The sequence below is a fragment of the Salegentibacter echinorum genome, from assembly GCF_900129445.1.
Taxonomy (GTDB): Bacteria; Bacteroidota; Bacteroidia; order Flavobacteriales; family Flavobacteriaceae; genus Salegentibacter; species Salegentibacter echinorum.
On sequence record NZ_FQVT01000001.1, the window covers coordinates 387,842 to 410,923 of the forward strand.

Sequence of the window (23,082 nt, forward strand, 5' to 3'; positions counted from 1 at the left end):
ATTACAAAACTCCTACTATCTGCATACACTTTTTCATGCGCTTATAAGTGCGTTCTATATCGTTATCTAAGCCAATACTAAACCTAATTAAGCCGTTGCTCAATCCCATGGCTTCCTGTTCTTCAACAGGGATTTCAGAAGAAGTAGAACTGCCGGGAGCACTAAAGAGGGTCTTGTAAAAGCCTAAGCTCACCGCCAGGTAACCCAGGTTTTCCTGTTGCATAAGTTCCATAAGTTCATTGGCTTTATCCAAACTGCCAACATCTATCGTTAGGAGTCCACCAAAACCATAGTCTTCATTCATTAAGGCTCTAAAACTTTCGTGCCCAGGGTGATTTTTTAAACCCGGATAAACGGTTTTTAAATTGTCCTTCTGAAAACGTTGGGCCAAATACATGGCATTTTGGCTGTGTTGCTTCATTCTAATATGCAGCGTGCGTAGATTTTTTAATATAGAAGCCGCCCTAAAACTATCTAAGGTTGGTCCAAGAAGCATATTGGCGCCATCGTTTACACTCCGCAGGGAATTGACAAATTCTTTACTACCGCAGGTTACTCCGCCAACCGTGTCACTACTACCATTTATAAACTTGGTTAAACTGTGAATAACAACATCGGCGCCCAGTTTCGCCGGACTTATAGAAAGTGGTGAAAAGGTGTTATCTACCACAAAAGTAAGCTGGTGTTTTTTAGCAATTTCAGCCAGGACTTTAAGATTTGCTACTTCCAGCAGGGGATTGCTTACGGTCTCACAATAAAGTACTTTGGTGTTTTTGGTAATGGCTGCTTCAACCATTTCTGGTCTGGTAATATCTACAAAAGAAGTGTTGATGTTAAACTTCGGAATAAAATTCTTTAAAAACGTATAAGTACCGCCATAAACGGTGCGACTGGAAACAATATGATCTCCCGTCTGGCATAGCTGAAGTAGGGTAGAAGTGATAGCGCCCATCCCACTGGCTGCCACAGTTGCGGTTTCGGTACCTTCCATCGCAGCCAATGCCTCGCCCAAATAGAGATTGGAGGGAGAAGAATGCCTGGAATAAAGGTAACAGCCTTCTGCATTGCCTTCAAAAGTATCGAACATTGTTTTTGCTGAAAGAAACGTGTAAGTCGAGGAATCTGAAATAGATGGATTTATCCCTCCAAATTCTCCGAAATACTGTAAATCCTGAATATTATTTGCCGGCTTATATTTCATTGCTATTGATTTTAGGTGTCTTTCAAAATAATAGCATATTCGAATCAAAAATCAATAGTGTGGGGTGTTTATAGAATATAAAACTAAAATTAATTTATATTTCAGTTTTATATTCTTTTAATTCTATAAATTAGATAGTTCTTAGAAAAATATTCTGAAAATGAAATTAGACCAGAAAGATCTCGACATTTTAAAATTCTTACAGCAGGATAGTAAAATGACCAATAAGGAAATATCGAATAACTTAAAACTTTCGGTAACTGCGGTCTTTGAGCGGGTAAAGCGGCTGGAACGCAAAGGGATAATTTCAAAATATGTAGCTATTGTCGCGCCAGAGGAGGTGGGAAAAGATTTTATGGTTTTCTGCCAAATAAAGCTTATTCAGCATACAAAAGCCTATCTCACCAGGTTTGAAAAAGAAGCAGCAAAATTAGATGAGGTGCTGGAGTGTTACCACGTAAGCGGGGAATATGATTATATTCTAAAAATACTGGTTAAGGATATGCCGGCATATCGCGAATTTATGGTGACAAAGCTCACCAGTCTGGACCATATAGGGAGCACCCAAAGTACCTTTGTAATTAATCCTGTAAAGAATACTACGGCATTGCCACTTTAAAAGGTCAGTAACCATTAATGTCAGATAAAAACCTAACTAACTAGTGTGTTCTCTTTTATAGCAAAGCCTAAAAGTGATCTCATAATTGCCCTCCTTACTGTTTGAAATCTTCACGAAAAAGAGCTAACTGAAGAATATACTTATGAAAAGTAGAATTTCAGTTAGTTAGAATTGAGTCTTTTCTCTTTAACGAAACGTTTCTTTATCGGATAATAGTGGTTATTATCCTATACTTCAATCTTTAATCCGTTGGCTTTTAAACTAGATCTATCATCCAGGTAAAAGTCTATTCTTCCCAAATACAGACCGTAACATCCCACCTGATTTACCAGTACTTCTTTACCTATTTTATTTCTAGTTACCGTGGGTTTGTCTAAAAATGTATGCGTGTGCCCTCCAATAATGAGGTCAATATTCTCTGTGTTTTTCGCCAATTTCATATCAGAGATTTTATCACTTTTATAGCTGTAGCCCAAATGAGAAAGACAAATCACCAAATCACAATTCTCTCGCTGCTTTAAATTCCTTGCAGTATCCTGCGCTATCTCAATGGGGTTTAGATACCTGGTTTCTTTGTAAAGGCTATCATTTACCAGACCTTTTAATTCGATACCCAGTCCAAAGACACCAATTTTCACTTCGTCTTTTTTAAAGATTTTATAGTCTCTGGTATGGCCATCCATAATCGTATTACTAAAATCGTAATTGGAGATTATAAAATCGAAATCGGCGTGAGGTAACTGTGCGTAAAGTCCGTCTATGCCGTTATCAAAATCATGATTTCCAATAGTGGTAGCATCGTACTTCATTTTGCTCATAAGTTTGAATTCGAGTTCTCCTCCATAAAAGTTAAAATAAGGAGTTCCCTGAAAAATATCCCCGGCATCAAATAAAAGGGTATTCGGATTTTCCATTTTAATCTTTTCTATTAGACTGGCCCTTCGTGCCACGCCGCCCATATTTGGGTTTCGGGAATCATCTGGCGGGAAAGGTTCAATATGACTGTGCACATCGTTGGTGTGTAGAATTGTAATATGCTTTTGAGTGTTTGGAGCAAAAGATAGCGATAAAAGTCCGCCAAGACCTACTAAAGCGGTTGCTGCCGAAGTTTGCTGAATAAAATTCCTTCTCTTCATAATATTATTTTCTAATAAAACGCTGGTCTTTTTTAAAACTTAGCGTATCTACCTTCTTAAAATAGTCTATCATCGCATTTCGTATCTTGTAATCTATTTTATAAAGATTTACAGGATTTTTAAAGAAATTCATATTATCGCCGCCCTCCTGTAAATAGCCGGAAGTAGCTATATAATAATTTTCATTTTCTTTAATCTCCTTACCATTTATAAGCGCCTTTTTAACCTTATAATCCCGGTTCATGATAATTTTAATTCCACTAACCGGATGCGCGGTTTTAGCTTTCTCCAGGTAATTGAGCATCTCTTTAATTTTGGTGCCGGTAAGCTCTGTCACTACAATTTCATTTTCAAAAGGCATTAAGGAATAGGCGCTTCGGGTAGTAACATTTCCTTTGTTAAGTCCAGATCTTATTCCGCCATAATTCAGCAGAACCATATCTAGTGTTTCGCCGGTCCTGTTTTTAAAAATGGGATTGGTTTGTTCCATGACAATATCTGCCATCAAATTACCTACCGCAGTATTTAAATCCCCGTCACTTTTTACCATATGTTTTGGGTTATAGGCCAGGGCGCTGTCTAAGGTATTGTTGAGGTGCTTTTTGTAAGGTGCTATAAATTTGGTGATCGCAGCATCTTCCGATAGGTCTTTGTTTATTTCTATGCGATTTCCTTCAATTTTAACTGTTTGCAAATCATTTTCTTTGCAGGCCGTTAAAAGGATACCTATTAATAAAAAACAGCCAATTTTTAAAGTGTTTTTTGAGTTCATCTTGAAAATGTATTAGGAATAAAAACCAGGAGGGAAGTTAGGTAATTGAAAGCTGAAGAATAAAGCTCTGGTATTTTCATAAAACGTGTTTGGAAGCTGCAAAGATAAATAGATTATTTGAGATGTGTTTTTTTAAAGTCCAAAGTTCAAGGCTCCCGGCAAATGTAAAAAGCTGTTTCTTTTTTAACAGAAAGAATAAAGCTGTTAAATATGTTTGAAAGTAATAAATCTAAGTGCTATTTGTAGTTTACACCAATAACAAAATAAATACATTTGTGCACTAGATTTTTGTCTAATCCTACTTTAAGGAACGGGCAAGACTTTAATTTCTTTAAAATAAAAAATCGCAATGGAATCATTTATTGGCATGGGTGTAGCTTTAGTCACCCCTTTTAACGAAGATCTTTCGGTAGATGTAGCCGCACTGGAAAACCTGGTGGAATTTCAAATTGAAAATGGGGTAGATTATCTTGTTGTATTAGGGACAACCGCCGAATATGCCTGCCTTACTTTGGCCGAAAAGCAATTGGTGAAAGAGACGGTGATAAAACAAAATAATAAAAGATTACCATTGGTATTGGGGGTTGGTTCTAATAACACCCTTGCCGTTTGTGAGGAATTAAAATCTGGCGATTTTACAGGTTTTGATGCAATTTTATCTGTATCACCATTTTATAATAAACCAACTCAAGAAGGAATTTACCAGCATTTTAAAGCGGTATCGGCTGCCACAGAATTACCTATAATTCTTTATAACGTGCCGGGTAGGACTGCGTCTAATATGTTGCCGGAAACTGTTGCCAGAATCGCTGCCGATTGTACGAATATCATTGGAGTAAAAGAAGCATCTGGTAATATGGCACAGGCTATGAAATTGATTAGCCTGGTCCCGAATGATTTTCTGGTTATTTCTGGAGAAGATATGCTTACCCTGCCTATGATATTGGCCGGAGGAAAAGGAGTGATTTCGGTAATTGGCCAGGGCTTACCTTCCGAATTCTCTGAATTGGTTTCTCTGGGCTTAGCTAATGAGGCTACAGAAGCTTATAAAATTCAGTATAAGCTCCTGGAGTCTATGGAGCTTATTTTTGCTGAAGGGAACCCCGCCGGAATTAAAACGATTTTAGCTCAAAAGAATATTATTCAGAATTATCTAAGATTACCACTGGTGAAAGCAAGCGCCGAACTTCAGCAAAAAATATCAGATTTTCTTAAAAACCTGGAAGCTTAAGTGGAGGTTGTGAGTTGTGGGTTCACATTAGAGGCATTGGAAATTGCCAGAAATGTTTAAGATTTCAATGATTTTTAGGATAAACTAATTTTACCTTATTGAATTCACCTTACCTGTTAACCCTTCCGACTTCTTCCGTATAGCATAAGAAGCCACCTTCCCTGCGAAGGGAAGGAGCGCTTTTAATTCATTTAATCCCATAGGCTTGACTCTCTTCTTTCTTGGGGCTTTAAAGTCTTTTTGACTTATTTAATTTTAAGCGATAGCTATTAAACATCTGTAATACATTGATTTAAATATTAAGTCAATAAACGATGTAGAAGCACGAAAGACAGGTGATTAACATTGATGTTTTGATAGTGTCGATTTGAAATTCAAACCACAAACTAAAGAAAAAATGCCACGTTTTGCATTTCTGCAAGAACGTGGCAATTTTGTTTAATCTTCAGTGTGCTTTTTCTTACACTAAAGGTTCTATTTTAAAGCTTACTTTTTCTTTTGTTGTTGCTTTTTCTGTTCTTCAGCCTGCTCCATCATTTCCTGCATCTTACGGGTAAACCTATTTTGCTTTTTAGGTTTTTTCTTGTTGGCCTGGATCTTTGCGTGAATTTTATCTTCATCAATGATTACGTGCTTAATCACTAACATAATCCCTATAGTAATTAAGTTAGACGTGAAGTAATACAGAGAAAGTCCACTGGCGTAATTGTTGAAGAAAATAAGCATAAACAGCGGTGATAAGTACATTATAAACTTCATGTTGGGCATTCCAGGCTGTTGGGCTTGTTGCATATTTTGTCCCGTGGTCATCATCATATAAATAAAAATCGCGATAGAAGCCAAAATAGGGAATAAGCTCACGTGGTCACCATAAAACGGAATGTTAAACGGTAAATTAGCGATAACATCATAGCTAGAAAGATCGTCTGCCCATAAAAAGCTTTTTTGCCTAATTTGAAATGCACTTGGGAAGAACTGGAACAAGGCATAGAAAACCGGAATTTGCATTAAAGCCGGTAAACACCCACTCATAGGGCTGGCGCCAGCTTTACTGTACAGCTTCATGGTTTCCTGCTGTTTCTTCATCGCATTGTCCTTATACTTTTCATTAATCTCATTAATCTCTGGCCTTAGCACCTTCATTTTGGCTTGTGAGAGATAAGATTTATAGGTTACGGGCGAAAGCACAATACGCACCACAATAGTCATCACGATAATCGCGATCCCGTAGCTGGGTAGAACTCCGCTAAGGAAAGCAAAGAAAGGAATGAATACATATTTATTTATCCAACCAAAAATTCCCCAGCCCAGCGGAACTATTTCATCCAGGTTACGGTTATAATCGTTTAAAATTTTATAATCTGTGGGACCATAGTACCAGTTCATATTGTAGTTAAGTTCCCCGCCATTTAATTCTAAAGGTAAACTCGCAGAGAACTTTTTAGTATAAACAGTATCTACTTCTTCGTCCTGTACCAGGTTTTCTGAGGTGAATCTTCCTCGTTTAAAATTTGTATCAGTAAGTAAAATGGAAGTGAAAAAGTGTTGTTTAAAAGCTACATAAGAAATATCCTCATCTTCAGCTTCTTCGTGATCGCCGGCTCCTAAATTATCATCATCGCCACCATCATATTCATAAATAAGATCTGTGTACCTGTTTTCATAAGAAATACTCTTGGCGTGACGATAGCCTTTAAGTTTCCAATCTAAATTAATATCCTGTGAACTATTAAAAACTCCACTAAGTCCTTGTGAACGTATGCTAAAATCTAACATATATTCACCCGGTTTCAGCACATACCTGTACTCTAAAAAAGCGTCTTCAGATACCTTTAATTTCATGGAAAGTATATGGTTCTCTCCATTTTTGGTCACTTCGGGTTCAAAATAAAGATTTTCAGTATCTAAATTTCTGCCGTCTGTAGTTGTAAAGTTAATATTGAAAGATGCATTACCATCTTTAATAAGATAAAGCGGAATAGAATCATAAGTTTTAAAGTTGGTTAACCTGGCTTCAGAAATATAACCCCCTTTATTATCTATTTTCAGCTCTAAAACATCATTAGAGATAACGGTAGTGTGTTCTTTAGCAGACGGAAGACTGGCAGAATATCCAAAAGCTCCCAAACGTTCATTAGCCTTGGCAAGTGCAGTAGAGTCGGTAGCTGGAGCAGATTGTTCTTGTTGATTTGCCTGTTGAGGCTCATTAGCATCTGTATTACCGGGAACTTCTACCTGTTCGGTTTCCTGTTGCGATTCCAATTCTTCTTCGGTTGGACTATTGTTGTATAACATCCAAAGTAGAATTCCACCAATAAGTATAAATCCAATTAAGGATTGAACATCAAATTTCTTTTCTTCCATGCTTTTCTAAACTATAACTTGCATTGGTCAATAAACCGACCATTATTGTTTTTATGCCAGACTGGCATTTTTTTTATTTTTTGAATAATCGTAAGCGGCTTTTACGAACGCGATAAAAATAGGGTGGGGTGTTGCCACAGTACTTTTATATTCCGGGTGATATTGTACTCCTACAAACCAGGGATGATCCTTTAACTCGATGACTTCTACAAGCCCTGTTTCTGGATTTATACCGGTACTTAACAAGCCAGATTTCTCCAGTTGTACTTTGTATTTATTGTTGTATTCGTAACGATGACGGTGCCTTTCTTTAATTTCGGTTTTACCATAAGCTTCGTGCACTTTAGAAGCTAAACTAAGTTCGCAATCCCAGGCGCCAAGTCTCATAGTGCCGCCTTTATGGGTGACTTCTTTTTGTGCTTCCATAAGGTCTATCACAGGATGTTTTGTGTTGGGATCCATTTCGGTAGAATTGGCAGTTTTTAGCTGCAATACATTTCTTGCAAATTCTATTACCGCCATTTGCATACCCAAACAAATTCCTAAAAATGGCAACTTTTTCTCACGGGCATATTTTACCGCATCAATTTTTCCTTCTACACCGCGCTCACCAAAACCTGGGGCTACCAAAACACCATCTAAGTGCGCAAATTTATGCTCTATGGTATTCTCATTGATAAATTCTGAATGAATACTTTCTACATTTACTTTTACTTCATTTTCTGCACCGGCGTGAATAAAAGCTTCTAAAATAGATTTATAAGAATCCTGTAATTCTACATATTTCCCAATTAAACCAATAGTAATTTCGGCTTTGGGATTTTTATGCCTGTTTAAAAATTGGTTCCAATGTTCTAAATTTGGTGTGGTTTCGTCGGGTAGATGTAGTTTTTTTAAAGTAACGGTATCCAGGCCTTCGTGTAGCATTAGATTAGGAACATCATAAATAGTTGCCGCATCAATACTCTGTATCACGGCTTCCTGTCTTACATTGCAAAAAATCGCCAGTTTACGTCTAATATCATCAGAAAGTTCGTGCTCTGTTCTGCACACCAATACATCGGCTTTAAGACCGCTTTCCATTAAGGTTTTAATGCTGTGCTGGGTAGGCTTGGTTTTAAGTTCGCCCGCTGCGGCCAAATAAGGCACAAGGGTAAGGTGAATAACCAGCGCATTTTTATCCCCCAATTCCCATTTTAGTTGCCTAACGGCTTCAATATATGGTAGGGATTCAATATCGCCCACAGTACCGCCAATTTCAGTAATTACAATGTCATATTCATCATCCTGACCTAGAATTTGAATACGTTCTTTAATTTCATTGGTAATGTGTGGAACTACCTGCACTGTTTTTCCCAAAAACTCACCACGGCGTTCTTTCTCTATAACGCTTTGGTAGATTTTGCCGGTAGTGACATTGTTCGCCTGCGAAGTATTTACATTTAGAAACCGTTCGTAATGCCCCAAATCCAGGTCGGTTTCTGCCCCATCTTCGGTCACGTAGCACTCCCCGTGTTCGTAGGGATTTAAAGTTCCGGGATCAACATTAATATAGGGATCCAGTTTCTGAATAGTGGTTTTAAACCCACGCGCTTGTAATAATTTTGCCAGGGACGCTGCTATAATTCCTTTTCCTAAAGAAGAGGAAACGCCGCCCGTGACAAAAATATACTTGGTTTCGGCCATTTTTGAAGGTTTTGTTGCGTTGTTTTATTCAGGGCGCTAAATTACGAAGAAGAATAGAAAGGGCGTTAATTTTAAACTGAATATTTTTACAGCATATCCACAGTCAAAAAACAGAAGATTTTAATTAAAATTCAGCTTTTATTTTCTTCGGAATAAAGAAGTTAAGCTGGGCACTAAGGCTGGAAAACCTTAGGGTTTGGGGAGCTTTCTACGTATATCCCTAAGCAAGCCTTCCATTCCATTCACTTTTAGTTCGAATACCTCGCTCATTTGCCGGCCAAGTTTACCCTCGGGAAAACCTTTTTGCCGGTACCAAACCAAATAGTATTCGGGGATATCACTTAAGTAGGAACCTTTGTATTTTCCAAAGTGCATTTTGGCATGTGCGAGTTCTAAAAGGGCTTTGCGGTTTGGTGTGATGCTCATTTAACCTGTTGTAGCAGAAAGGAAAGTTCAGAAATTTTATCTTTATTCAACGGCTTTTCCACATATTCCACAACTGAAGGATATTCTTTGGATTTTTGTAAATCTATCTCGCTGGTGCTGGATGTAAGGATGATAATCTTATGTGGATGCTTCTTAAGGTTTAAAGAATCTAGAAATTCCCAGCCATTCATTTCGGGCATATTCAAATCTAAAAAAATAAGGCTTGCCTGTTTTTCACCTACAAATTTTAAAGCTTCCAGAGGATTGGTGAAGTCTAAAACCTGTTCTTTAAAACCCGCTACCTCTAGTAGTTTTCGGGTAATAAAATTAGCGATGGGCTGGTCGTCTATTAAAATAATGGAATTCATAATTCCTTTGCTTTTAATTGGGTTAATTCTGTAGTGGCAGTTTTGATGACTTCCTGTAAAACTTGATCCATTTCGTCAGAAGATTGTATGAGCTTGGGAACCAGTTCTGTTCTGCAAGTTGCATCGTCAAAAACTTCAAAGAGCTGAACAATTCCTTGAATTCTCGATAAAGGTTCCCGAACATTATGGGCGTTTAAAGCTGAAATATGGAGTAATTTTTCATTTTTTTCCACTACTTCTTTAGTACGTTCTTCAATAACCTGCTTTTGGTTCTCTACAATCTTATGGATTTTTGCGTTCTGGCTCTTAATTAAATCTAGCGCTTGTAGCAGCGACTTGTTTTTATGATCTAATTGCTCTTGTAAATAGATCTCTTGAAATTTTGCCTGAAAACTGTCGCTAATCAATCTTAGCATTTCGATATCTCCAACATCAAAAGGCTTGTTCGCATCGGCTACCAGGGAAACGGTAAAATGTAATTCCATTTTTTTAAAACTCCAGCACCATAAACTTGGATGAACAAGATTTATTTTGGGAATATCTTTTATTAAAATAGACGGAATCTTTTGAGACTTAACCGGAATGCCATCTTCCAGGATTTTTATTTCGTGAGGAAGTAAATGTTCTTCGGAAATAAGACTGAATTCCCCACGAATATTGTTTTGAGAATAGACTAAAAAATTGCCGTCTTGATTTAAGCTGATTCTAAAAACGTGAAAATTTAGCAGGTATTTTAGAAAACGCACAGCGACTTGTGAAACTTCTTCCAGATTTTTACAAGAATTTAAATTGTTGCTGAATTTGGAATAAGTTTCATAAGTGATGCGGTAAACCCTGGAGTTTTTATTTTCTAAAGATTTCATACGTTAACAGAACCTTATTCTGGAGTTTCCAGTAGCTCGTTGTCTATTTTAATTCCTGAAACATCGGCTATTGTATTAAGCATATTTACCAAATCTGCCTGGGCCATAAGTTCCTGGATTTCTTTTTTAGAAAATCCCGCTTTTTCCAATTCAGCAAAATCCTGGTCTGAAACTTCATTGTGATTTAGCGCAGCGCTGGTAACAATTTTAACAGCGGTACGAAAACTAGCAGGCATAGAAGGGGAGTTCATATTTTCAGTAGCTTTAAAGCCTTTTTCTTCAGAAATCATCGCACTCATACTATCGGCAAAAATACCGTGAGCGTGAGAACAATAGCTGCAGCCACGTTGTTTCGATACATTGTAAATAATTAACTGTTTTAAGACATTTGGAACCTCACCTTCCATTAAGGTGTTCTTTAATTTGCTCCAATTGCCTTTTAAAAGTGTAGCATTATCTCCCTGGCATTTAAACCAATTTAACACAAAGGGAAGTTGTAGTGTTTTTTTAGTGTCATCGTAAATGGTCTGAACCTCTGGGGTAGCCTCCTCGTAGGAAACCATAGGGTAACGCGCGGTTGAATTCATTTTAGTAGAAATTTGAAATAGAAATTGGGTTTATAAAGATTGCACGAAGTAAATTAATTTTTTTAAATCATCCCAATATATTATTTGATATTTATCGTTTATTTAACAAATGATTGATTTTACTCCAATGAGAACCATGAAAATCAAGATTTTTTTGCTCATTTGAAGAATTTTGCTTTTCGTATCACTTGGCTACGGAGAGATAAGAGTGAAACATATGGAACAAAAATGTGGAATTTTAGTCAATGTAAAAGGTTTTTATGACTTCATTTATAAGTGGTTTCAAAAAAGCAATTTTTTTCTTAATTAAAAGTTTCTTTAACTCAGAAACGCAAATTTTATAAAGGTTAAATAATTGATAATTATAAAGATATTATCATTCTAATTTTCTGTTTTTTCTATCTTCAATTTTGATAAATCAACCTAAATTAAAAAATTTATGCCCATAATAGGTTCCCTAATTAAAAGTGTTATAGAACTACGTGACAGCATAGTTTCTGAACCCGATGCACAAAAAGCCCAGAGGGAGGTTTTGGTGAAATTGCTAAAAAAAGCAAAGAAAACCCAGTTTGGTAAACATTATGATTTTGAAGCTATTTTAAATTCTGAAAATATAGAAAAAACCTTTGCCGAAAAGGTACCTTATTTCGATTATAATAAAATGAATGAAGAGTGGTGGCAAAAGCTGCACGACGGTGAGGAAGATGTAGCCTGGCCGGGGAGACCTCCTTATTTTGCTTTGAGTTCTGGTACTACCGGTAAATCCAGTAAGCGTATTCCTGTAACCGAAGAAATGATCGATGCGATTAGACAAACCGGAATAAACCAGGTTGGAGCTTTAAGTAATTTTGACCTTCCGCCAGATTTCTTTGAAAAAGAAATTATGATGCTGGGAAGTTCTACAGATCTTGAAAAAGAAGGAGACCACGAAGAGGGAGAGATTAGTGGAATTTCTGCCAGCCAAATCCCATTTTGGTTTAAGGGCTATTACAAACCGGGCGATGAGATCTCTAAAATCCCTGAATGGGATGATAGGGTGCAGCGTATTGCTGAAAATGCGAAAAACTGGGATATTGGTGCCTTAAGTGGAATCCCCTCCTGGTTGGAGCTTATGATGAAAAAAGTGATTGAATATCATAAGGTAGATAATATTCACGAAGTATGGCCAAATCTGCAGGTTTACACATCTGGAGGAGTAGCTTTTGAACCTTATGAAAAAAGTTTTAATGCGCTTTTAAAACACCCTATTACTGTAATTGATACTTATTTGGCTTCTGAAGGTTTTTTAGCCTACCAGGATAGACCAGATACTACCTCTATGAAATTGGCCTTAAGCAATGGGATTTATTTTGAATTTGTGCCTTTTAAAGCCGAGTATATCAATAAAGATGGCTCATTAGTGGAAGGTGCGCCGGTAATTTCTATAGAAGATGTTGAGGAGGAGAAAGATTATGTGCTATTAATTAGTACGGTTTCTGGAACCTGGAGGTATTTAATTGGAGATACTATTAAGTTTACCAATGTAGAGCGTAAAGAAATTAGAATCACGGGAAGGACTAAGTTTTTCTTAAATGTTGTGGGATCGCAACTTTCAGTAAATAAAATGAATGATGCCGTGCAGGAGATGGAAGATAAGTTCGATATAAAAATTCCTGAATTCACCCTTGCAGCTGTGAGGATAGAGGGAGAATTCCATCATCATTGGTATCTGGGTACAGAAAGCGATATCGATAATGAAAAACTCGCTGAAGCCCTGGATGAATCGCTAAAAAATGCCAATAAAAATTATAAAGTAGCTCGATCTAAAGCTTTAAAAGGGGTGAAGGTTACTAAAGTACATCCAGATATGTTCCCCGAGTGGAGTGCTGCCAATAAGAAAAAAGGCGGACAGGTTAAGATGGAAAAAGTAATGGAAGAAGAACGATTTGCTAAGTGGGAAAAGTTTGTAGAAGAACATTCAAGCTGAATTTTTTAAATATTCATCTAATAATCTAAATTTCTTCAAAAGGAGGATGTCGCTCAATCGTCATCCTCTTCTTCGTTTAGTTCATCTACAAGCACCATGATTTCTTCCTGGGAAAGATAAAGTCTTTTTATACGGTTTTTATAGGAATCGGCCAGGTTGGCATTATTCAGGATAAAATCTTTTGTGGCAATAATGTATTTTCCCAATCCGTGGTTCACGGCATAGGTGTCTGCGGCGCGCTCGGCTTCTTTAATATAGTTTTTTGAGGTTAAATATTTAATGCCAAACCAAAGCATATTTGCGCTACTGCGCTCCCGGTAGTCCATAATGTGGCCAAGTTCATGGCCAATCCACCCAATAAGCACATCAGATGGGGCGTTTTTTACTTCAAAAACCTGATCGTCTATCACCACTTTTTCACTAATTAGGACGTAGTAAGAGCGATTCTTTTTATTTTTTAACAGCGTAGCCACTTTTGGTTGGGCCTGCATAAAGGACTTTTTAATTTTCTTCTTAAATTTAAATTCTATTGGAGTATCTTTTAATTCAGGGTAATGGGAAAGCGCTATAAAAGTTTCCCGCCAAATTTCATCTGGCACAATTTTATTTTCAAATTTTAAGGCTTCCTTTTGTTTCATAGTTTGCTGCGCATAAAGTTTGTTCTCACTTAAATGTCCCAGGAATATAATAGACAAGATTATAAGATATGTTTTTAAAGCTGAATTCAAATGGTGAAGTTTTCCTGTTTCCCCTAAAATTAGGACTTACTAAGAGATTACTCAAAGATGAAGTGATAAAATTAACATAAAAAAAAGGCCGCCAATGGCAGCCTTTTTAAAAGATAGTGCAGGGAAATTATCCTTGCATTAGTTTTTGTAATCGTTGTTGTAGCTCAGTGTCGGTTTGAAGTGCCATCGCGATTTTTTCATATCTCTGAACTTCAAGTCCTTCTTCAGAAATAGCATCTTCCATTTCTTTTTGAAATTTACCTTGCATACTTTCAATATCTGCAACTACTTCCTTATGCTTACTCATTTCTTCCTCTGTTGCATCAACTTCTGTATTTGGGTCTAAAGATGCCTGGTGAATTTTATTAAAACGCTGCACGTCAAATCCGCCATCTTCCACTTTCTTTACCATTTCTTGCTGCGCTTTCTGATTTACCATCCTAATTTTCTGGTAAGCATCTGCAAATTTAGCCAATTCGGCATCACTCACATCAACATCTACTTGTTGCTGTTGTTGCGGCATAGGCTGCGTTTGTGCAAATGTACCTACCGAAGTTACAAGAGCAAATGCAAAAATTAAAGCTGCAAACTTTCTAGAATTAATCATAACTGTTGTTTATTGTTTTACATTTAAAACCTCCAAACTATAAAGACCCTGTGACGATACAAAGAAAGCGGGGCTTTTTTTTTACTTTTTGAGAAAATATTAACCTTAACAACTAAGTCTGTTAAAATGTTAGTTTAAAAAAAGCGTTTTTAAAGAACTTGAGTCGCTTTATATTCGAATTTAGCTCAACTTAAATTCTCAAGCAAAATGTATTTCTGTCTAAGACAATTTAACTCAATTAGTTCTGTTTTATTAATCCCATATCAGTTATTGTGCGCAACACGCCATTCTCATTATTATCATAGGCCGTAATATACTGGCTGGCATTAACAATTTCTGGATGGGCATTCTTCATAGCATAGCTATACCTGGCATTCTGCATCATTTCCAGGTCATTAAGGTAATCACCAAATACCAGGGTTTCTTCAGGAGAAATATTCATTTCCTTTTGAATGCCTTTTATCGCATTCCCCTTATTAGCGGTTTTAGAAGTAATATCTATAAAGATATTGGCTGCGATGGCTACTTTAAAATCTTCGTTATAGTCTTTAAAATGCGGATAGGTATGTTCTTCCACACCATTATAATTGCAAAAAGTTACTTTTAAAATAGTATCGTCTACCTGGGTGAGATCTTCTACTTTTTCAATTTTCTTGTAGAATTTATTAATTTCCCGGTAAAAATCTTCGTCTTTACTTTCTATATAAGCCGATTTCTTTCCGCAGAGCACCATTTGGGTATCTGGAAGTTCGCGTCCTTTTCTTATAAATTGAAATGCCGCTTCTTTATCTAGGGGATTAACGTAAAGATCTTTTCCTTTATAAACTACGTGGGTTCCATTTTCAGCAAAAAAAAGCATACGGTCTTTAATGCGATCAAATTTACTTTCCAGGTTATAAAACTGGCGGCCACTGGCCACAGAAAACATAATTCCCTGATTGGTTAATGACTCTTCAATTTCCCAAAAATCGGGATGGATTTCATGTTGATCGTTCAACAAAGTACCATCCATATCTGTAATAATTAATTTTATCATAGCAAAAAATTAGCTGCAAATATAGGCAAAACCTTTGTATATAGCGGTTTAAAGCATAAACAAAGACTTTATTGCCATAGATTTTTGTTACCGAATGATTTGGCTTTTGTATAAAAAGAAAACTCAAGTCAAATCGAAAGTTAAAATAAACCTCACAGAAATCTAATCCCACATAGCTTTTGGGACTGTGAGTCTCTCATATCAAGGGATCTTTAGGAATGGATTCAAAAAAAATGTTTAAAGATACAGGTACCGAACAGAATAAATTCTAAATAGTATTGCTGTTTACTAAAACAAGATGGCATCTACAATCCCTCCCACAATAGCAAGGATGATTGCCAGCCACAGAGAGGGAAGAAATCCTCGCGTATTGAAATCTGAAGTAAAATGATCGGCAATTTCAATAATAATGGCATACGCGACTACCCTGGTGATAAAGCCAATACCCAGGAAATAGAAAATACCCAGGGTGGCGACATTAAGCAGAAATGTAAGGAGCCAGCTTAATAAAAAGCTTAGTATTCCTATAAGCAAAGCTACAATAATGGCTGTTCTAAATCCCTTTAAAGTTACATCTTTTAAAATGTTTGCAGCGACAAGTAGCACCAGGGCATCTATCACAATATGGACAATCCATTGCAACATGGTCTTAGATATTTATTGATTATGACCTAAAGATATAAAAAATATACTTTTAATTTTTGTAAATATTATGTTTAAAAACGGTCTTTTAGGGTAGCGGGTTTCTGATTAAAGACCACTTCCCATATCGCTTTAAAATTGGCAAGCTGCTCCCGTCTTTTAATTTTTTCTGAAGAGGTGTAAGCGATTGGTTGGGCTTCGAAACCTTTATAATTCAACCCTATGTTATTGGCTATAAAAAGACTTCTTGGCACGTGGAATTTTTGGGTAACAACTATGGCACTTTCCAGGTTAAAAACGGCTTTAGAGCGATACATACTATCATAAGTATCGAAACCAGCGTGATCTAAAACAATATCTTTTGAAGGTACACCTTTTTTTAAAAGGTAATTTTTAATCGCATTCACTTCATCATAATCATCGGTTTTATGATCACCGCTAACAAGAAAATTTTCAACTTTATTTAATTGATATAGCAAATAAGCTGCCTCTACCCGATCTTGCAGAATAGGGGAGAGTTTCCCATTAGCATGTACGCTGGCACCCAGGATAATCGCAGTTTTTGCCGGCGGAATTTCAGTGGCTTCCGAATATATTTGAGAAGCCGTTTCTTTGGCAATATAGGCTTCCAGCCCAAAAATAATGAGCGTGCCTACTATGATAAATAGCGCGAAAGCCAGAATAATTTTCTTTAATATCCTCATAGGGTTGCCTTCAATTATACCCCGAAGATAATGAATTATACTTACCAGAAGTGATGAAAATAATTCTGATTCATTATTGTTTGGTAAAGAAGCAAGATCTCTTTCGCTGCAAGAAAAAAGAGCAGAGACTAAATTGTAAGTAAGCGATAATCTTAATTTTTCATGTTCTTCAACGAACTCTTTTTCATGAAGATTTCAAATAGCAAGGAGGGTTAGGAAAATCTGGGTAAAATAAAACTAAAGCACTTTACCTAAACCTTGTTATGGTGGCAATAGAAGCTATTTTAATTCATTGGTTTAAAAATTAAAAGTTTGAAACAATTTACCCTCAAATGGGTATTTTCTTGTGTCCTTCTACAATCTACTTTTATTCCTGTAAAACTGAATCAAGTATCACATTTTTAATCAGTTACAATTTACTAACCTTTAAAACCAGGATTATGAAAACGATTTTAAAAATTAGTTGGGCACTCTTTTTCTTGTGCTTATCGGCAACGGGATTTTCGCAAGAACAGTTTAATAGCGATAATAAAGAGGAAAATATTAAGATACGTCCTATTAGAATAGGCGTAAAAATGGGTTTTCCCAATTTAATTGGAGGCAATTTGGAGTACGTTACTCCATTATTAAATGACAAACTCGCCGTATTTTTAGATTATTCCAAACTCAATTCAGATTTAATTAAGGAGGCTTTGGCATTAGGATCAGGAAGCGGTGAAGACGATCAACTAGATTTTAGCTATCTGGAAGGAGGCCTGCAGTATTACTTTTTTAAACCGGGTAGGGGTCTATATGCGGGGGTAAGTTATGGTTCAATAAAATTAGAAGCCACGCTAAATGATATAAGTTCTAATGAAGATCCTAATAGAACGGGTACCGGAAAAATAGATTTTAACAATAATTCGTTCAACATAAAATTGGGCGCCAAACTCGGCGGACTTTTCTACTTCCGCCCAGAAATTGGGTATTCATTTACTGCCTTGCCAAATTCTGTTCCCATGAAGGTTGTTTTTGAAGATGGAAGCAGGGAACAGCAAACAGAGCAGCTTATTGATGATGAGTCTCCCCAGAACCTGCTGCTTAAAGGCTATATGATAAACTTAGGAATTGGATTCGCTTTTTAGGCTGAAGAAAATGGGGGATTTAACCCGAAAATCTCCCCAGGCTTTATTGCTATAAGTTGTAAATTGGAGTGTTATTAACCATAAAAACAAAAGTCATGGGAGAAATTTATGATCCAATAGGAACCTTTCGCTGTAAGAAGAAAGCTAGAAAAGTTGAGCTTAACCTGGGCATATATTTTCCAGTTATGCGAAATGAGCAGGGGCAGCCCAATAAGGTAAAGCTTAAGAAACCCAAGCTATTCACGATAAAGTCCAATTTGCTGCCGGCCGTTTTGATTATCATAAGACCAAAAAAGCAAGCTTATAGAAGGGATGAAGAAGAAGATATAAATGAAGATCTTAGACAATTGGAAGATCATAGACAAGTGATGGTGGACGTGATGGCCAGAAAAGGAGAGTCCATACAAGAACCTATCAAGGACATCGAGTCTTTTTCAAAAAATGTATGCAAAAAAGAACTGAGCGATGATTCAGAAATAAAGCATATTGCCGTGATTGTTTTCCACTCCAATCATAGAAAAAAACGGATAAAAAAATGCTTTGAGGGTTTTTGGAAATTGCGGACCAAGGGATTGGAAGAGAATCGCAATACACCGGGTAATGTAGATCTCGATTTTGGTACGTATTATAGTGGTCATTGTGCAAAGGATATTGACGTGCGCCCGGAAACTTCCGGAGGTAGCATTTTAGTAGGCGTATAATTTTGAAAACCAGGATTAGCCATATTATCCTAATTGCAGCAAGTTTCTTGCTTGCTGCTTTTTGCTATTCGCAAAGTGGGCAGCTTAAGCACGTGGATAGTTTGTTGCAGGCTCGGGAAACCGGGCAGGCTTTTGAAATCCTTCAGCTAATAGATACTTTAAAATTAAAAAAAGCCCAAAAAGCTAAATATTATTTCTTGTTGGCCAATGCCCGGGAATTAAATAACCAAACCGATAAAAGTTTTAAAAACTGGTTAATCGCGAAAAAAAAATACCTGGAACTGGATAGTCTCCATAAAGTGGCATTAATCAATCTTCAAATAGCACAATCCCTAAACTCCCTGCGAGATAGCAGCCTAAAGCCACAGCCTTTTATGGACGAATATTTAAAATATGCAGAAAATTATAATGATCCCGCATTGTTGGCTTCGGCTTATATGCAATTGGGGAAAATTTTTATTAATTCAGAACCGCAAAAAACGATTGGATTTTTCAACAAAGCTTTAATAGAAAACCTAAAAACAGACGATGTTCTGCTCAATGCGAAAATCCATCATAACCTGGGGGTATTATATGGAGAACATACCCAGCATAAAGATTCTGCTTTTTATCATTATGAAATTGCGCTGGAAGAATATAAAAAGCAGCAGCTTACAGACTATATTTCTTATATCCATAACAATAAGGCATCTATTCATAAACAGTTAAAACAATACGACTCGGCTGTCTATTATTATAAGCTTGCCGATTCTATTTCGGCAAAAGAATTTGCCAAAGAAAACAAGCGGTTTTTATATCAAAACTTATCTGGTACCTATGAGTTACAAGAAGATTTTGGAAATGCCCTTAAGTATTTAAAACTTCAAAATGCATATCGGGATAGCATCAATCAAGATGAACAGAATAAAGCCATTCTGGAACTTCAGACCAAATATGAAACAGAGAAAAAGGAAAATGAAAACCTAAAACTCCGTCAACATAAAACCAGGCTCTGGGTTGCTTTGGGAGCATTGTTCTTAATACTATTACTGGCGTACCTGGCTTACCGTAACCTTCAGCATAAAAAGAAAATTACCGATAAGGAACACGAAGTACAGCGGGAGAAACTGGAAAGTTCCTTAAAAGAACAAGAGCTTGCTGGTTTGGACGCTATGATTGAGGGACAGGAAAAAGAGCGACAACGTATCGCTAACGATCTCCACGATAACTTGGGCAGCTTATTGGCTACGTTAAAATTACATTTTCAGAATTTAAAGCTTAAAAAAGATCGTTTAAAAGTTGAAGAAGATAAATTATTGCAACAAACCGATGATCTTATTGACGAAGCTTACCAACAGGTACGCAGAATTGCCCATGCAAAAAACGCCGGGGTTAAGGCCAATGAAGGCTTGCTTCCAGCTGTTAAAAATTTTGCAAGCAAAGTTTCGGCTTCCAAAAAACTGGTAATACAAGTAGAAGATCACGGCATGGAAGAACGTCTGGAAAACTCTCTGGAAATTACCATTTTTAGGATTATTCAGGAATTAATAACCAATGTGATTAAGCACGCCAGAGCCAAAGAGGTGATAATCCATATTACCCACCATGGCGATGTTATTAACTTAATGCTAGAGGACGATGGGGAGGGATTTGTCCCAGATAGAATAAAGCTAAGGGAAGGGATGGGCATTCACTCCATCCAAAGACGGGTTGAGCATCTGGGCGGAACGGTAGATATAGAGTCTGTCTTGGGGAAAGGAACAACAGTGATTATTAATATTCCTGTATCATGATTCGATTAGCAATAGCAGAAGACCATTTGGCCCTAATAGACGGCATTAAAATATTCTTTGAATATGAAGAAGATATAGAGTTTGTTGGTTTTGCCCAAAACGGACAGGAGCTTTGTGAGCTGGTTAAACGAAAAAGGCCCAACCTTATTATTACCGATATAAGAATGCCTGTAATGGATGGCATAGAAGCCACTCGAAAAATCTTGAAAAATTATCCCGAAATTAAAATTATTGCTTTTACGATGTTTGACCAGGACGCTGCGGTTTCCCAAATGTTAAAGGCAGGGGCAAAAGGTTATATACTTAAAAACTCAAGTCTTAAAGAATTGCTTTTCGCAATGCGGCAGGTACATAAAGGGGAAACCTATTACGACCCGAATATTACATTGGAATCATCTGGTGAAACCTCTAAAACCAAAGGCGTACTTACCAGAAGACAGCACGAAATATTAAAATTAATTGCTAAGGGAAAAACCAATCAAGAAATAGCCGAACAACTTTTTATTGGAAAAACTACGGTAGAAACTCATAGAAAGAACATGATTAGAAAACTGGACCTTCATGGTGCCGGCGAATTATTGCGATATGCCCTGGAGAAGAAGTATGATTTTTAGAAATTACATACAAAATCTTGTCCTGAATTGTATATCAATTGGATTCAGGACAAGACAGTTTAGCCTGCATTATTCATATTTCTCAATGAATTTCTCTGATCATTTCAACCTTGTCGCAGTAGAGCATTGAACTTAATTCCGCGAATATTCCGGTTTAAGTGATTAATCAATAATAATCCGGATTGTTGAATTTAATACATTACAATGAAAAAAGGCATTGTTTAAATAAAACCGACCTCTGGGGGAAATAATGGTTTGTCCACTATATATTAGTTCTCCACTAAAATAAATCCGGAAACTAATGTTTGTGGTGAAATTAACATTGCTCTTAACTGCGAAATTATTTCTACAGCTGCCAAATCCGTTTATCACGTCGTAGGAAAACACAAAGTCATGCGTGTTTATCCCTGCATTGTTATATACATCGATATGAGCATATTTCCTATCTAAAGCTAAGTCAGCTAAGTTTTCTCGCTCCCCTGGCTCAATTATATATCCACAAAAAATAACAAAAAAAATGGCTAAAGTTTTCATAATAAATTGTTTAAAGATTAATATTCCTGCAACTTAAGGATAGTATCGTATGCAGGAAATACCCGCCTATGGGTATTTTTTTGTGTCTGGTTTTGAGATAGGTTGGGGATAGTGTAAAACCTAAAACCCAGAAATCATGGAAAAGTTATTCATTATCGGTTTGTATTTATTTTTTATGAGTTTGAGTGCTCAAGAAAATTATTTGGAATTTGGCAATAATTACTATTTCAATTCTACCTTGAATGAAAAATTGAGCAAACAAAAAATTAACTTTGAGAATGATTCATCATCCATTAATGAAAACCTAGTAAAACAAGGTTACAAAATAAACGTAGTTGAAATAAAAGAAAATAAGGTGTTTTTCAAATATCTATGCTTTACGAATGATAGCCTAAGAACAATATACAACGGAGATATTGAGAATAAAATTTTAGAGGTCAGTATTTAAATACGTATCTTCATTGCAGTAAAATATGAAAAAATGGATATTTTTAAGGGTCAAAATCTTCTGGAGTTTTCTGTTCGGTTCAAAACCGACCAAGACTGCAAGTAATACCTAGCCTCAATCAAGACCAAAACCAGTTTTAAATGTACAAGATGTAACCACAATGCCTGTCAGGTTCGTAAGGATTTTGTCAGGCAATGCAATATTTGCCACCATATCGAATCTGCTATCGCCAATACGCTTTTTCACAAAGTAAATTTGGTGTACGCAATTTTTTTTATCTGCTTTGAGATGGCCACGACCACCAAAAGTTTATCAGCAAGCTATATGTCCGTGCGCTATGGGGTTACAGAAAAAACGGCGAGGCTATTTATGCTGAAAGTCAGGGAAGCTATGGCCTCGAGTGGGAATAACCCTATGGATGGTGATGTCCACGTGGATGAATTTGTCCTGGGCGGCAGGGACGAGAGAAAAATAGGAAGAAGTTATGATGGTAAGAAAAAGAAAGCGGTCACGGCGGTTCAACTGACTGGAGAAGGCAAAGTAGAGCGAATGTATACTATGAAAATTGATGATTTTTCAGCCCAGTCTCTTCAGTATATTTTTATCAACCATATAAGCCGTAATGCTAAGGTAACCACTGATAAATGGCGAGGATAGACCCATTGGCAAAGCATATGACATTACACAAATAGAGAGCAATAAGGGGTTGAACTTTAAGGCAGTCCATACGATGATACATCATGTAAAATCCTGGATAAGGATCACTTATTCTTGGGTAAGCGATAAAAACCTGAACAGGTATTTTAACGAATTCTGTTTTAGGATCAATCGATCTCAGAGCAAAGCAACTATATTCAATAACCTGATTACAAAAAATGGTTCAGGATAATATCACCTATCAATCGCAAATTATAGGTAACTAACTACTGACCTCTATAGATATAAATAAAAAC

At 36.6% G+C, this 23,082-nt stretch carries 23 protein-coding genes and 1 pseudogene; 9 read left to right on the forward strand and 15 right to left on the reverse strand.

The features are described 5' to 3' along the window. Position 1 precedes the first annotated feature (1 nt). Positions 2-1,201, reverse strand: a complete 1,200-nt coding sequence (locus tag BUA71_RS01795) for an aminotransferase class I/II-fold pyridoxal phosphate-dependent enzyme (RefSeq protein WP_072876108.1) — start codon at positions 1,199-1,201, stop codon at positions 2-4. A gap of 160 nt (positions 1,202-1,361) precedes the next feature. Between BUA71_RS01795 and BUA71_RS01800 the strand changes: the two genes are divergently transcribed. Beyond that, the gene (locus tag BUA71_RS01800) at positions 1,362-1,820 is read left to right on the forward strand and encodes an Lrp/AsnC family transcriptional regulator (protein WP_072876110.1); all 459 of its coding nucleotides are present in this window, start codon (positions 1,362-1,364) and stop codon (positions 1,818-1,820) included. Between the two features lie 227 nt (positions 1,821-2,047). On the opposite strand, the gene BUA71_RS01805 is transcribed toward BUA71_RS01800, so the two are convergent. Further along, positions 2,048-2,956: a bifunctional metallophosphatase/5'-nucleotidase gene (locus tag BUA71_RS01805; RefSeq protein ID WP_072876112.1), complete on the reverse strand. Its 909-nt coding sequence runs from the start codon at positions 2,954-2,956 to the stop codon at positions 2,048-2,050. Positions 2,957-2,960: 4 nt separating this feature from the next. Continuing rightward, positions 2,961-3,728: a 5'-nucleotidase C-terminal domain-containing protein gene (locus BUA71_RS01810; RefSeq protein WP_072876114.1), complete on the reverse strand. Its 768-nt coding sequence runs from the start codon at positions 3,726-3,728 to the stop codon at positions 2,961-2,963. Between the two features lie 349 nt (positions 3,729-4,077). Here BUA71_RS01810 and dapA point away from each other — a divergent pair, with 349 nt between their 5' ends. After that, entirely contained in the window at positions 4,078-4,959 is an 882-nt protein-coding gene (gene dapA / locus BUA71_RS01815; protein WP_072876116.1) for a 4-hydroxy-tetrahydrodipicolinate synthase, read from the forward strand. Positions 4,960-5,445: 486 nt separating this feature from the next. On the opposite strand, the gene yidC is transcribed toward dapA, so the two are convergent. From yidC to BUA71_RS01845, 6 genes are all read right to left on the reverse strand, one after another. After that, positions 5,446-7,323, reverse strand: a complete 1,878-nt coding sequence (gene yidC / locus BUA71_RS01820; RefSeq protein ID WP_072876118.1) for a membrane protein insertase YidC — start codon at positions 7,321-7,323, stop codon at positions 5,446-5,448. Between the two features lie 51 nt (positions 7,324-7,374). Further along, complete coding sequence (locus tag BUA71_RS01825; RefSeq protein ID WP_072876120.1) at positions 7,375-9,009, reverse strand: CTP synthase; 1,635 nt, start codon at positions 9,007-9,009, stop codon at positions 7,375-7,377. A gap of 189 nt (positions 9,010-9,198) precedes the next feature. Next, positions 9,199-9,435, reverse strand: coding sequence for a DUF3820 family protein (locus BUA71_RS01830; RefSeq protein WP_072876122.1), 237 nt, complete (start codon positions 9,433-9,435; stop codon positions 9,199-9,201). Then, a complete protein-coding gene (locus tag BUA71_RS01835) occupies positions 9,432-9,803 on the reverse strand; it encodes a response regulator (protein WP_072876124.1) in 372 nt (123 codons plus the stop codon). Before BUA71_RS01835 ends, BUA71_RS01830 begins: the two co-directional genes overlap by 4 nt. Further along, complete coding sequence (locus tag BUA71_RS01840) at positions 9,800-10,666, reverse strand: histidine kinase (protein ID WP_072876126.1); 867 nt, start codon at positions 10,664-10,666, stop codon at positions 9,800-9,802. The genes BUA71_RS01835 and BUA71_RS01840 overlap by 4 nt, the downstream gene beginning before the upstream one ends. A 14-nt stretch (positions 10,667-10,680) precedes the next feature. Next, a complete protein-coding gene (locus BUA71_RS01845) occupies positions 10,681-11,253 on the reverse strand; it encodes a carboxymuconolactone decarboxylase family protein (RefSeq protein ID WP_072876128.1) in 573 nt (190 codons plus the stop codon). A gap of 439 nt (positions 11,254-11,692) precedes the next feature. Here BUA71_RS01845 and BUA71_RS01850 point away from each other — a divergent pair, with 439 nt between their 5' ends. Further along, positions 11,693-13,219 (forward strand): GH3 family acyl-acid amido synthetase, encoded by a 1,527-nt coding sequence (locus BUA71_RS01850; protein ID WP_072876130.1) that lies wholly within the window; start codon positions 11,693-11,695, stop codon positions 13,217-13,219. Positions 13,220-13,272: 53 nt separating this feature from the next. Here BUA71_RS01850 and BUA71_RS01855 read toward each other — a convergent pair whose 3' ends face one another. From BUA71_RS01855 to BUA71_RS01875, 5 genes are all read right to left on the reverse strand, one after another. Continuing rightward, positions 13,273-13,947, reverse strand: coding sequence for a M48 family metalloprotease (locus tag BUA71_RS01855; protein ID WP_317040883.1), 675 nt, complete (start codon positions 13,945-13,947; stop codon positions 13,273-13,275). 127 nt (positions 13,948-14,074) lie between these two features. After that, a complete protein-coding gene (locus tag BUA71_RS01860; protein WP_072876132.1) occupies positions 14,075-14,554 on the reverse strand; it encodes a DUF4168 domain-containing protein in 480 nt (159 codons plus the stop codon). Between the two features lie 238 nt (positions 14,555-14,792). Continuing rightward, positions 14,793-15,590 carry a Cof-type HAD-IIB family hydrolase gene (locus BUA71_RS01865; RefSeq protein ID WP_072876134.1) on the reverse strand — a complete coding sequence of 266 codons (798 nt, stop codon included), beginning with the start codon at positions 15,588-15,590 and terminating at the stop codon, positions 14,793-14,795. A 288-nt stretch (positions 15,591-15,878) separates the two neighbouring features. Further along, positions 15,879-16,235 carry a phage holin family protein gene (locus tag BUA71_RS01870; RefSeq protein ID WP_072876136.1) on the reverse strand — a complete coding sequence of 119 codons (357 nt, stop codon included), beginning with the start codon at positions 16,233-16,235 and terminating at the stop codon, positions 15,879-15,881. A 71-nt stretch (positions 16,236-16,306) separates the two neighbouring features. Then, positions 16,307-16,936 (reverse strand): SanA/YdcF family protein, encoded by a 630-nt coding sequence (locus tag BUA71_RS01875; RefSeq protein ID WP_072876138.1) that lies wholly within the window; start codon positions 16,934-16,936, stop codon positions 16,307-16,309. Between the two features lie 440 nt (positions 16,937-17,376). On the opposite strand from BUA71_RS01875, the gene BUA71_RS01880 reads away from it, so the two are divergent. The 4 genes from BUA71_RS01880 to BUA71_RS01895 all read left to right on the forward strand — a co-directional run bounded on the left by BUA71_RS01880 (position 17,377) and on the right by BUA71_RS01895 (position 21,147). Continuing rightward, on the forward strand, positions 17,377-18,060 hold the full coding sequence (locus BUA71_RS01880; RefSeq protein WP_072876140.1) for a hypothetical protein: 684 nt from the start codon (positions 17,377-17,379) through the stop codon (positions 18,058-18,060). 95 nt (positions 18,061-18,155) lie between these two features. Beyond that, entirely contained in the window at positions 18,156-18,761 is a 606-nt protein-coding gene (locus BUA71_RS01885; RefSeq protein WP_072876142.1) for a hypothetical protein, read from the forward strand. 2 nt (positions 18,762-18,763) lie between these two features. After that, complete coding sequence (locus BUA71_RS01890) at positions 18,764-20,533, forward strand: tetratricopeptide repeat-containing sensor histidine kinase (RefSeq protein ID WP_072876144.1); 1,770 nt, start codon at positions 18,764-18,766, stop codon at positions 20,531-20,533. Beyond that, positions 20,530-21,147 carry a response regulator gene (locus BUA71_RS01895; RefSeq protein WP_072876146.1) on the forward strand — a complete coding sequence of 206 codons (618 nt, stop codon included), beginning with the start codon at positions 20,530-20,532 and terminating at the stop codon, positions 21,145-21,147. Before BUA71_RS01890 ends, BUA71_RS01895 begins: the two co-directional genes overlap by 4 nt. Before the next feature lie 162 nt (positions 21,148-21,309). Here BUA71_RS01895 and BUA71_RS01900 read toward each other — a convergent pair whose 3' ends face one another. After that, positions 21,310-21,681 (reverse strand): hypothetical protein, encoded by a 372-nt coding sequence (locus tag BUA71_RS01900; RefSeq protein ID WP_072876148.1) that lies wholly within the window; start codon positions 21,679-21,681, stop codon positions 21,310-21,312. 136 nt (positions 21,682-21,817) lie between these two features. On the opposite strand from BUA71_RS01900, the gene BUA71_RS01905 reads away from it, so the two are divergent. Further along, a complete protein-coding gene (locus tag BUA71_RS01905; RefSeq protein ID WP_072876150.1) occupies positions 21,818-22,129 on the forward strand; it encodes a hypothetical protein in 312 nt (103 codons plus the stop codon). Between the two features lie 33 nt (positions 22,130-22,162). After that, positions 22,163-23,052 (forward strand): annotated as a pseudogene (locus tag BUA71_RS01910) (IS1595 family transposase). Positions 23,053-23,082: the final 30 nt, after the last annotated feature.

What these genes read in the sequence shown, in the direction of transcription:
- BUA71_RS01865 (WP_072876134.1), bottom strand. Translation starts at nt 15,590, where the DNA reads ATGATAAAATTAATTATTACAGATATGGATGGTACTTTGTTGAACGAT.
- BUA71_RS01795 (WP_072876108.1), bottom strand. Translation starts at nt 1,201, where the DNA reads ATGAAATATAAGCCGGCAAATAATATTCAGGATTTACAGTATTTCGGA.
- BUA71_RS01900 (WP_072876148.1), bottom strand. Translation starts at nt 21,681, where the DNA reads ATGAAAACTTTAGCCATTTTTTTTGTTATTTTTTGTGGATATATAATT.
- BUA71_RS01860 (WP_072876132.1), bottom strand. Translation starts at nt 14,554, where the DNA reads ATGATTAATTCTAGAAAGTTTGCAGCTTTAATTTTTGCATTTGCTCTT.
- yidC (WP_072876118.1), bottom strand. Translation starts at nt 7,323, where the DNA reads ATGGAAGAAAAGAAATTTGATGTTCAATCCTTAATTGGATTTATACTT.
- BUA71_RS01825 (WP_072876120.1), bottom strand. Translation starts at nt 9,009, where the DNA reads ATGGCCGAAACCAAGTATATTTTTGTCACGGGCGGCGTTTCCTCTTCT.
- BUA71_RS01870 (WP_072876136.1), bottom strand. Translation starts at nt 16,235, where the DNA reads ATGTTGCAATGGATTGTCCATATTGTGATAGATGCCCTGGTGCTACTT.
- BUA71_RS01805 (WP_072876112.1), bottom strand. Translation starts at nt 2,956, where the DNA reads ATGAAGAGAAGGAATTTTATTCAGCAAACTTCGGCAGCAACCGCTTTA.
- BUA71_RS01810 (WP_072876114.1), bottom strand. Translation starts at nt 3,728, where the DNA reads ATGAACTCAAAAAACACTTTAAAAATTGGCTGTTTTTTATTAATAGGT.
- BUA71_RS01850 (WP_072876130.1), top strand. Translation starts at nt 11,693, where the DNA reads ATGCCCATAATAGGTTCCCTAATTAAAAGTGTTATAGAACTACGTGAC.
- BUA71_RS01840 (WP_072876126.1), bottom strand. Translation starts at nt 10,666, where the DNA reads ATGAAATCTTTAGAAAATAAAAACTCCAGGGTTTACCGCATCACTTAT.
- BUA71_RS01880 (WP_072876140.1), top strand. Translation starts at nt 17,377, where the DNA reads ATGAAAACGATTTTAAAAATTAGTTGGGCACTCTTTTTCTTGTGCTTA.
- BUA71_RS01905 (WP_072876150.1), top strand. Translation starts at nt 21,818, where the DNA reads ATGGAAAAGTTATTCATTATCGGTTTGTATTTATTTTTTATGAGTTTG.
- BUA71_RS01835 (WP_072876124.1), bottom strand. Translation starts at nt 9,803, where the DNA reads ATGAATTCCATTATTTTAATAGACGACCAGCCCATCGCTAATTTTATT.
- BUA71_RS01845 (WP_072876128.1), bottom strand. Translation starts at nt 11,253, where the DNA reads ATGAATTCAACCGCGCGTTACCCTATGGTTTCCTACGAGGAGGCTACC.
- dapA (WP_072876116.1), top strand. Translation starts at nt 4,078, where the DNA reads ATGGAATCATTTATTGGCATGGGTGTAGCTTTAGTCACCCCTTTTAAC.
- BUA71_RS01800 (WP_072876110.1), top strand. Translation starts at nt 1,362, where the DNA reads ATGAAATTAGACCAGAAAGATCTCGACATTTTAAAATTCTTACAGCAG.
- BUA71_RS01895 (WP_072876146.1), top strand. Translation starts at nt 20,530, where the DNA reads ATGATTCGATTAGCAATAGCAGAAGACCATTTGGCCCTAATAGACGGC.
- BUA71_RS01830 (WP_072876122.1), bottom strand. Translation starts at nt 9,435, where the DNA reads ATGAGCATCACACCAAACCGCAAAGCCCTTTTAGAACTCGCACATGCC.
- BUA71_RS01885 (WP_072876142.1), top strand. Translation starts at nt 18,156, where the DNA reads ATGGGAGAAATTTATGATCCAATAGGAACCTTTCGCTGTAAGAAGAAA.
- BUA71_RS01875 (WP_072876138.1), bottom strand. Translation starts at nt 16,936, where the DNA reads ATGAGGATATTAAAGAAAATTATTCTGGCTTTCGCGCTATTTATCATA.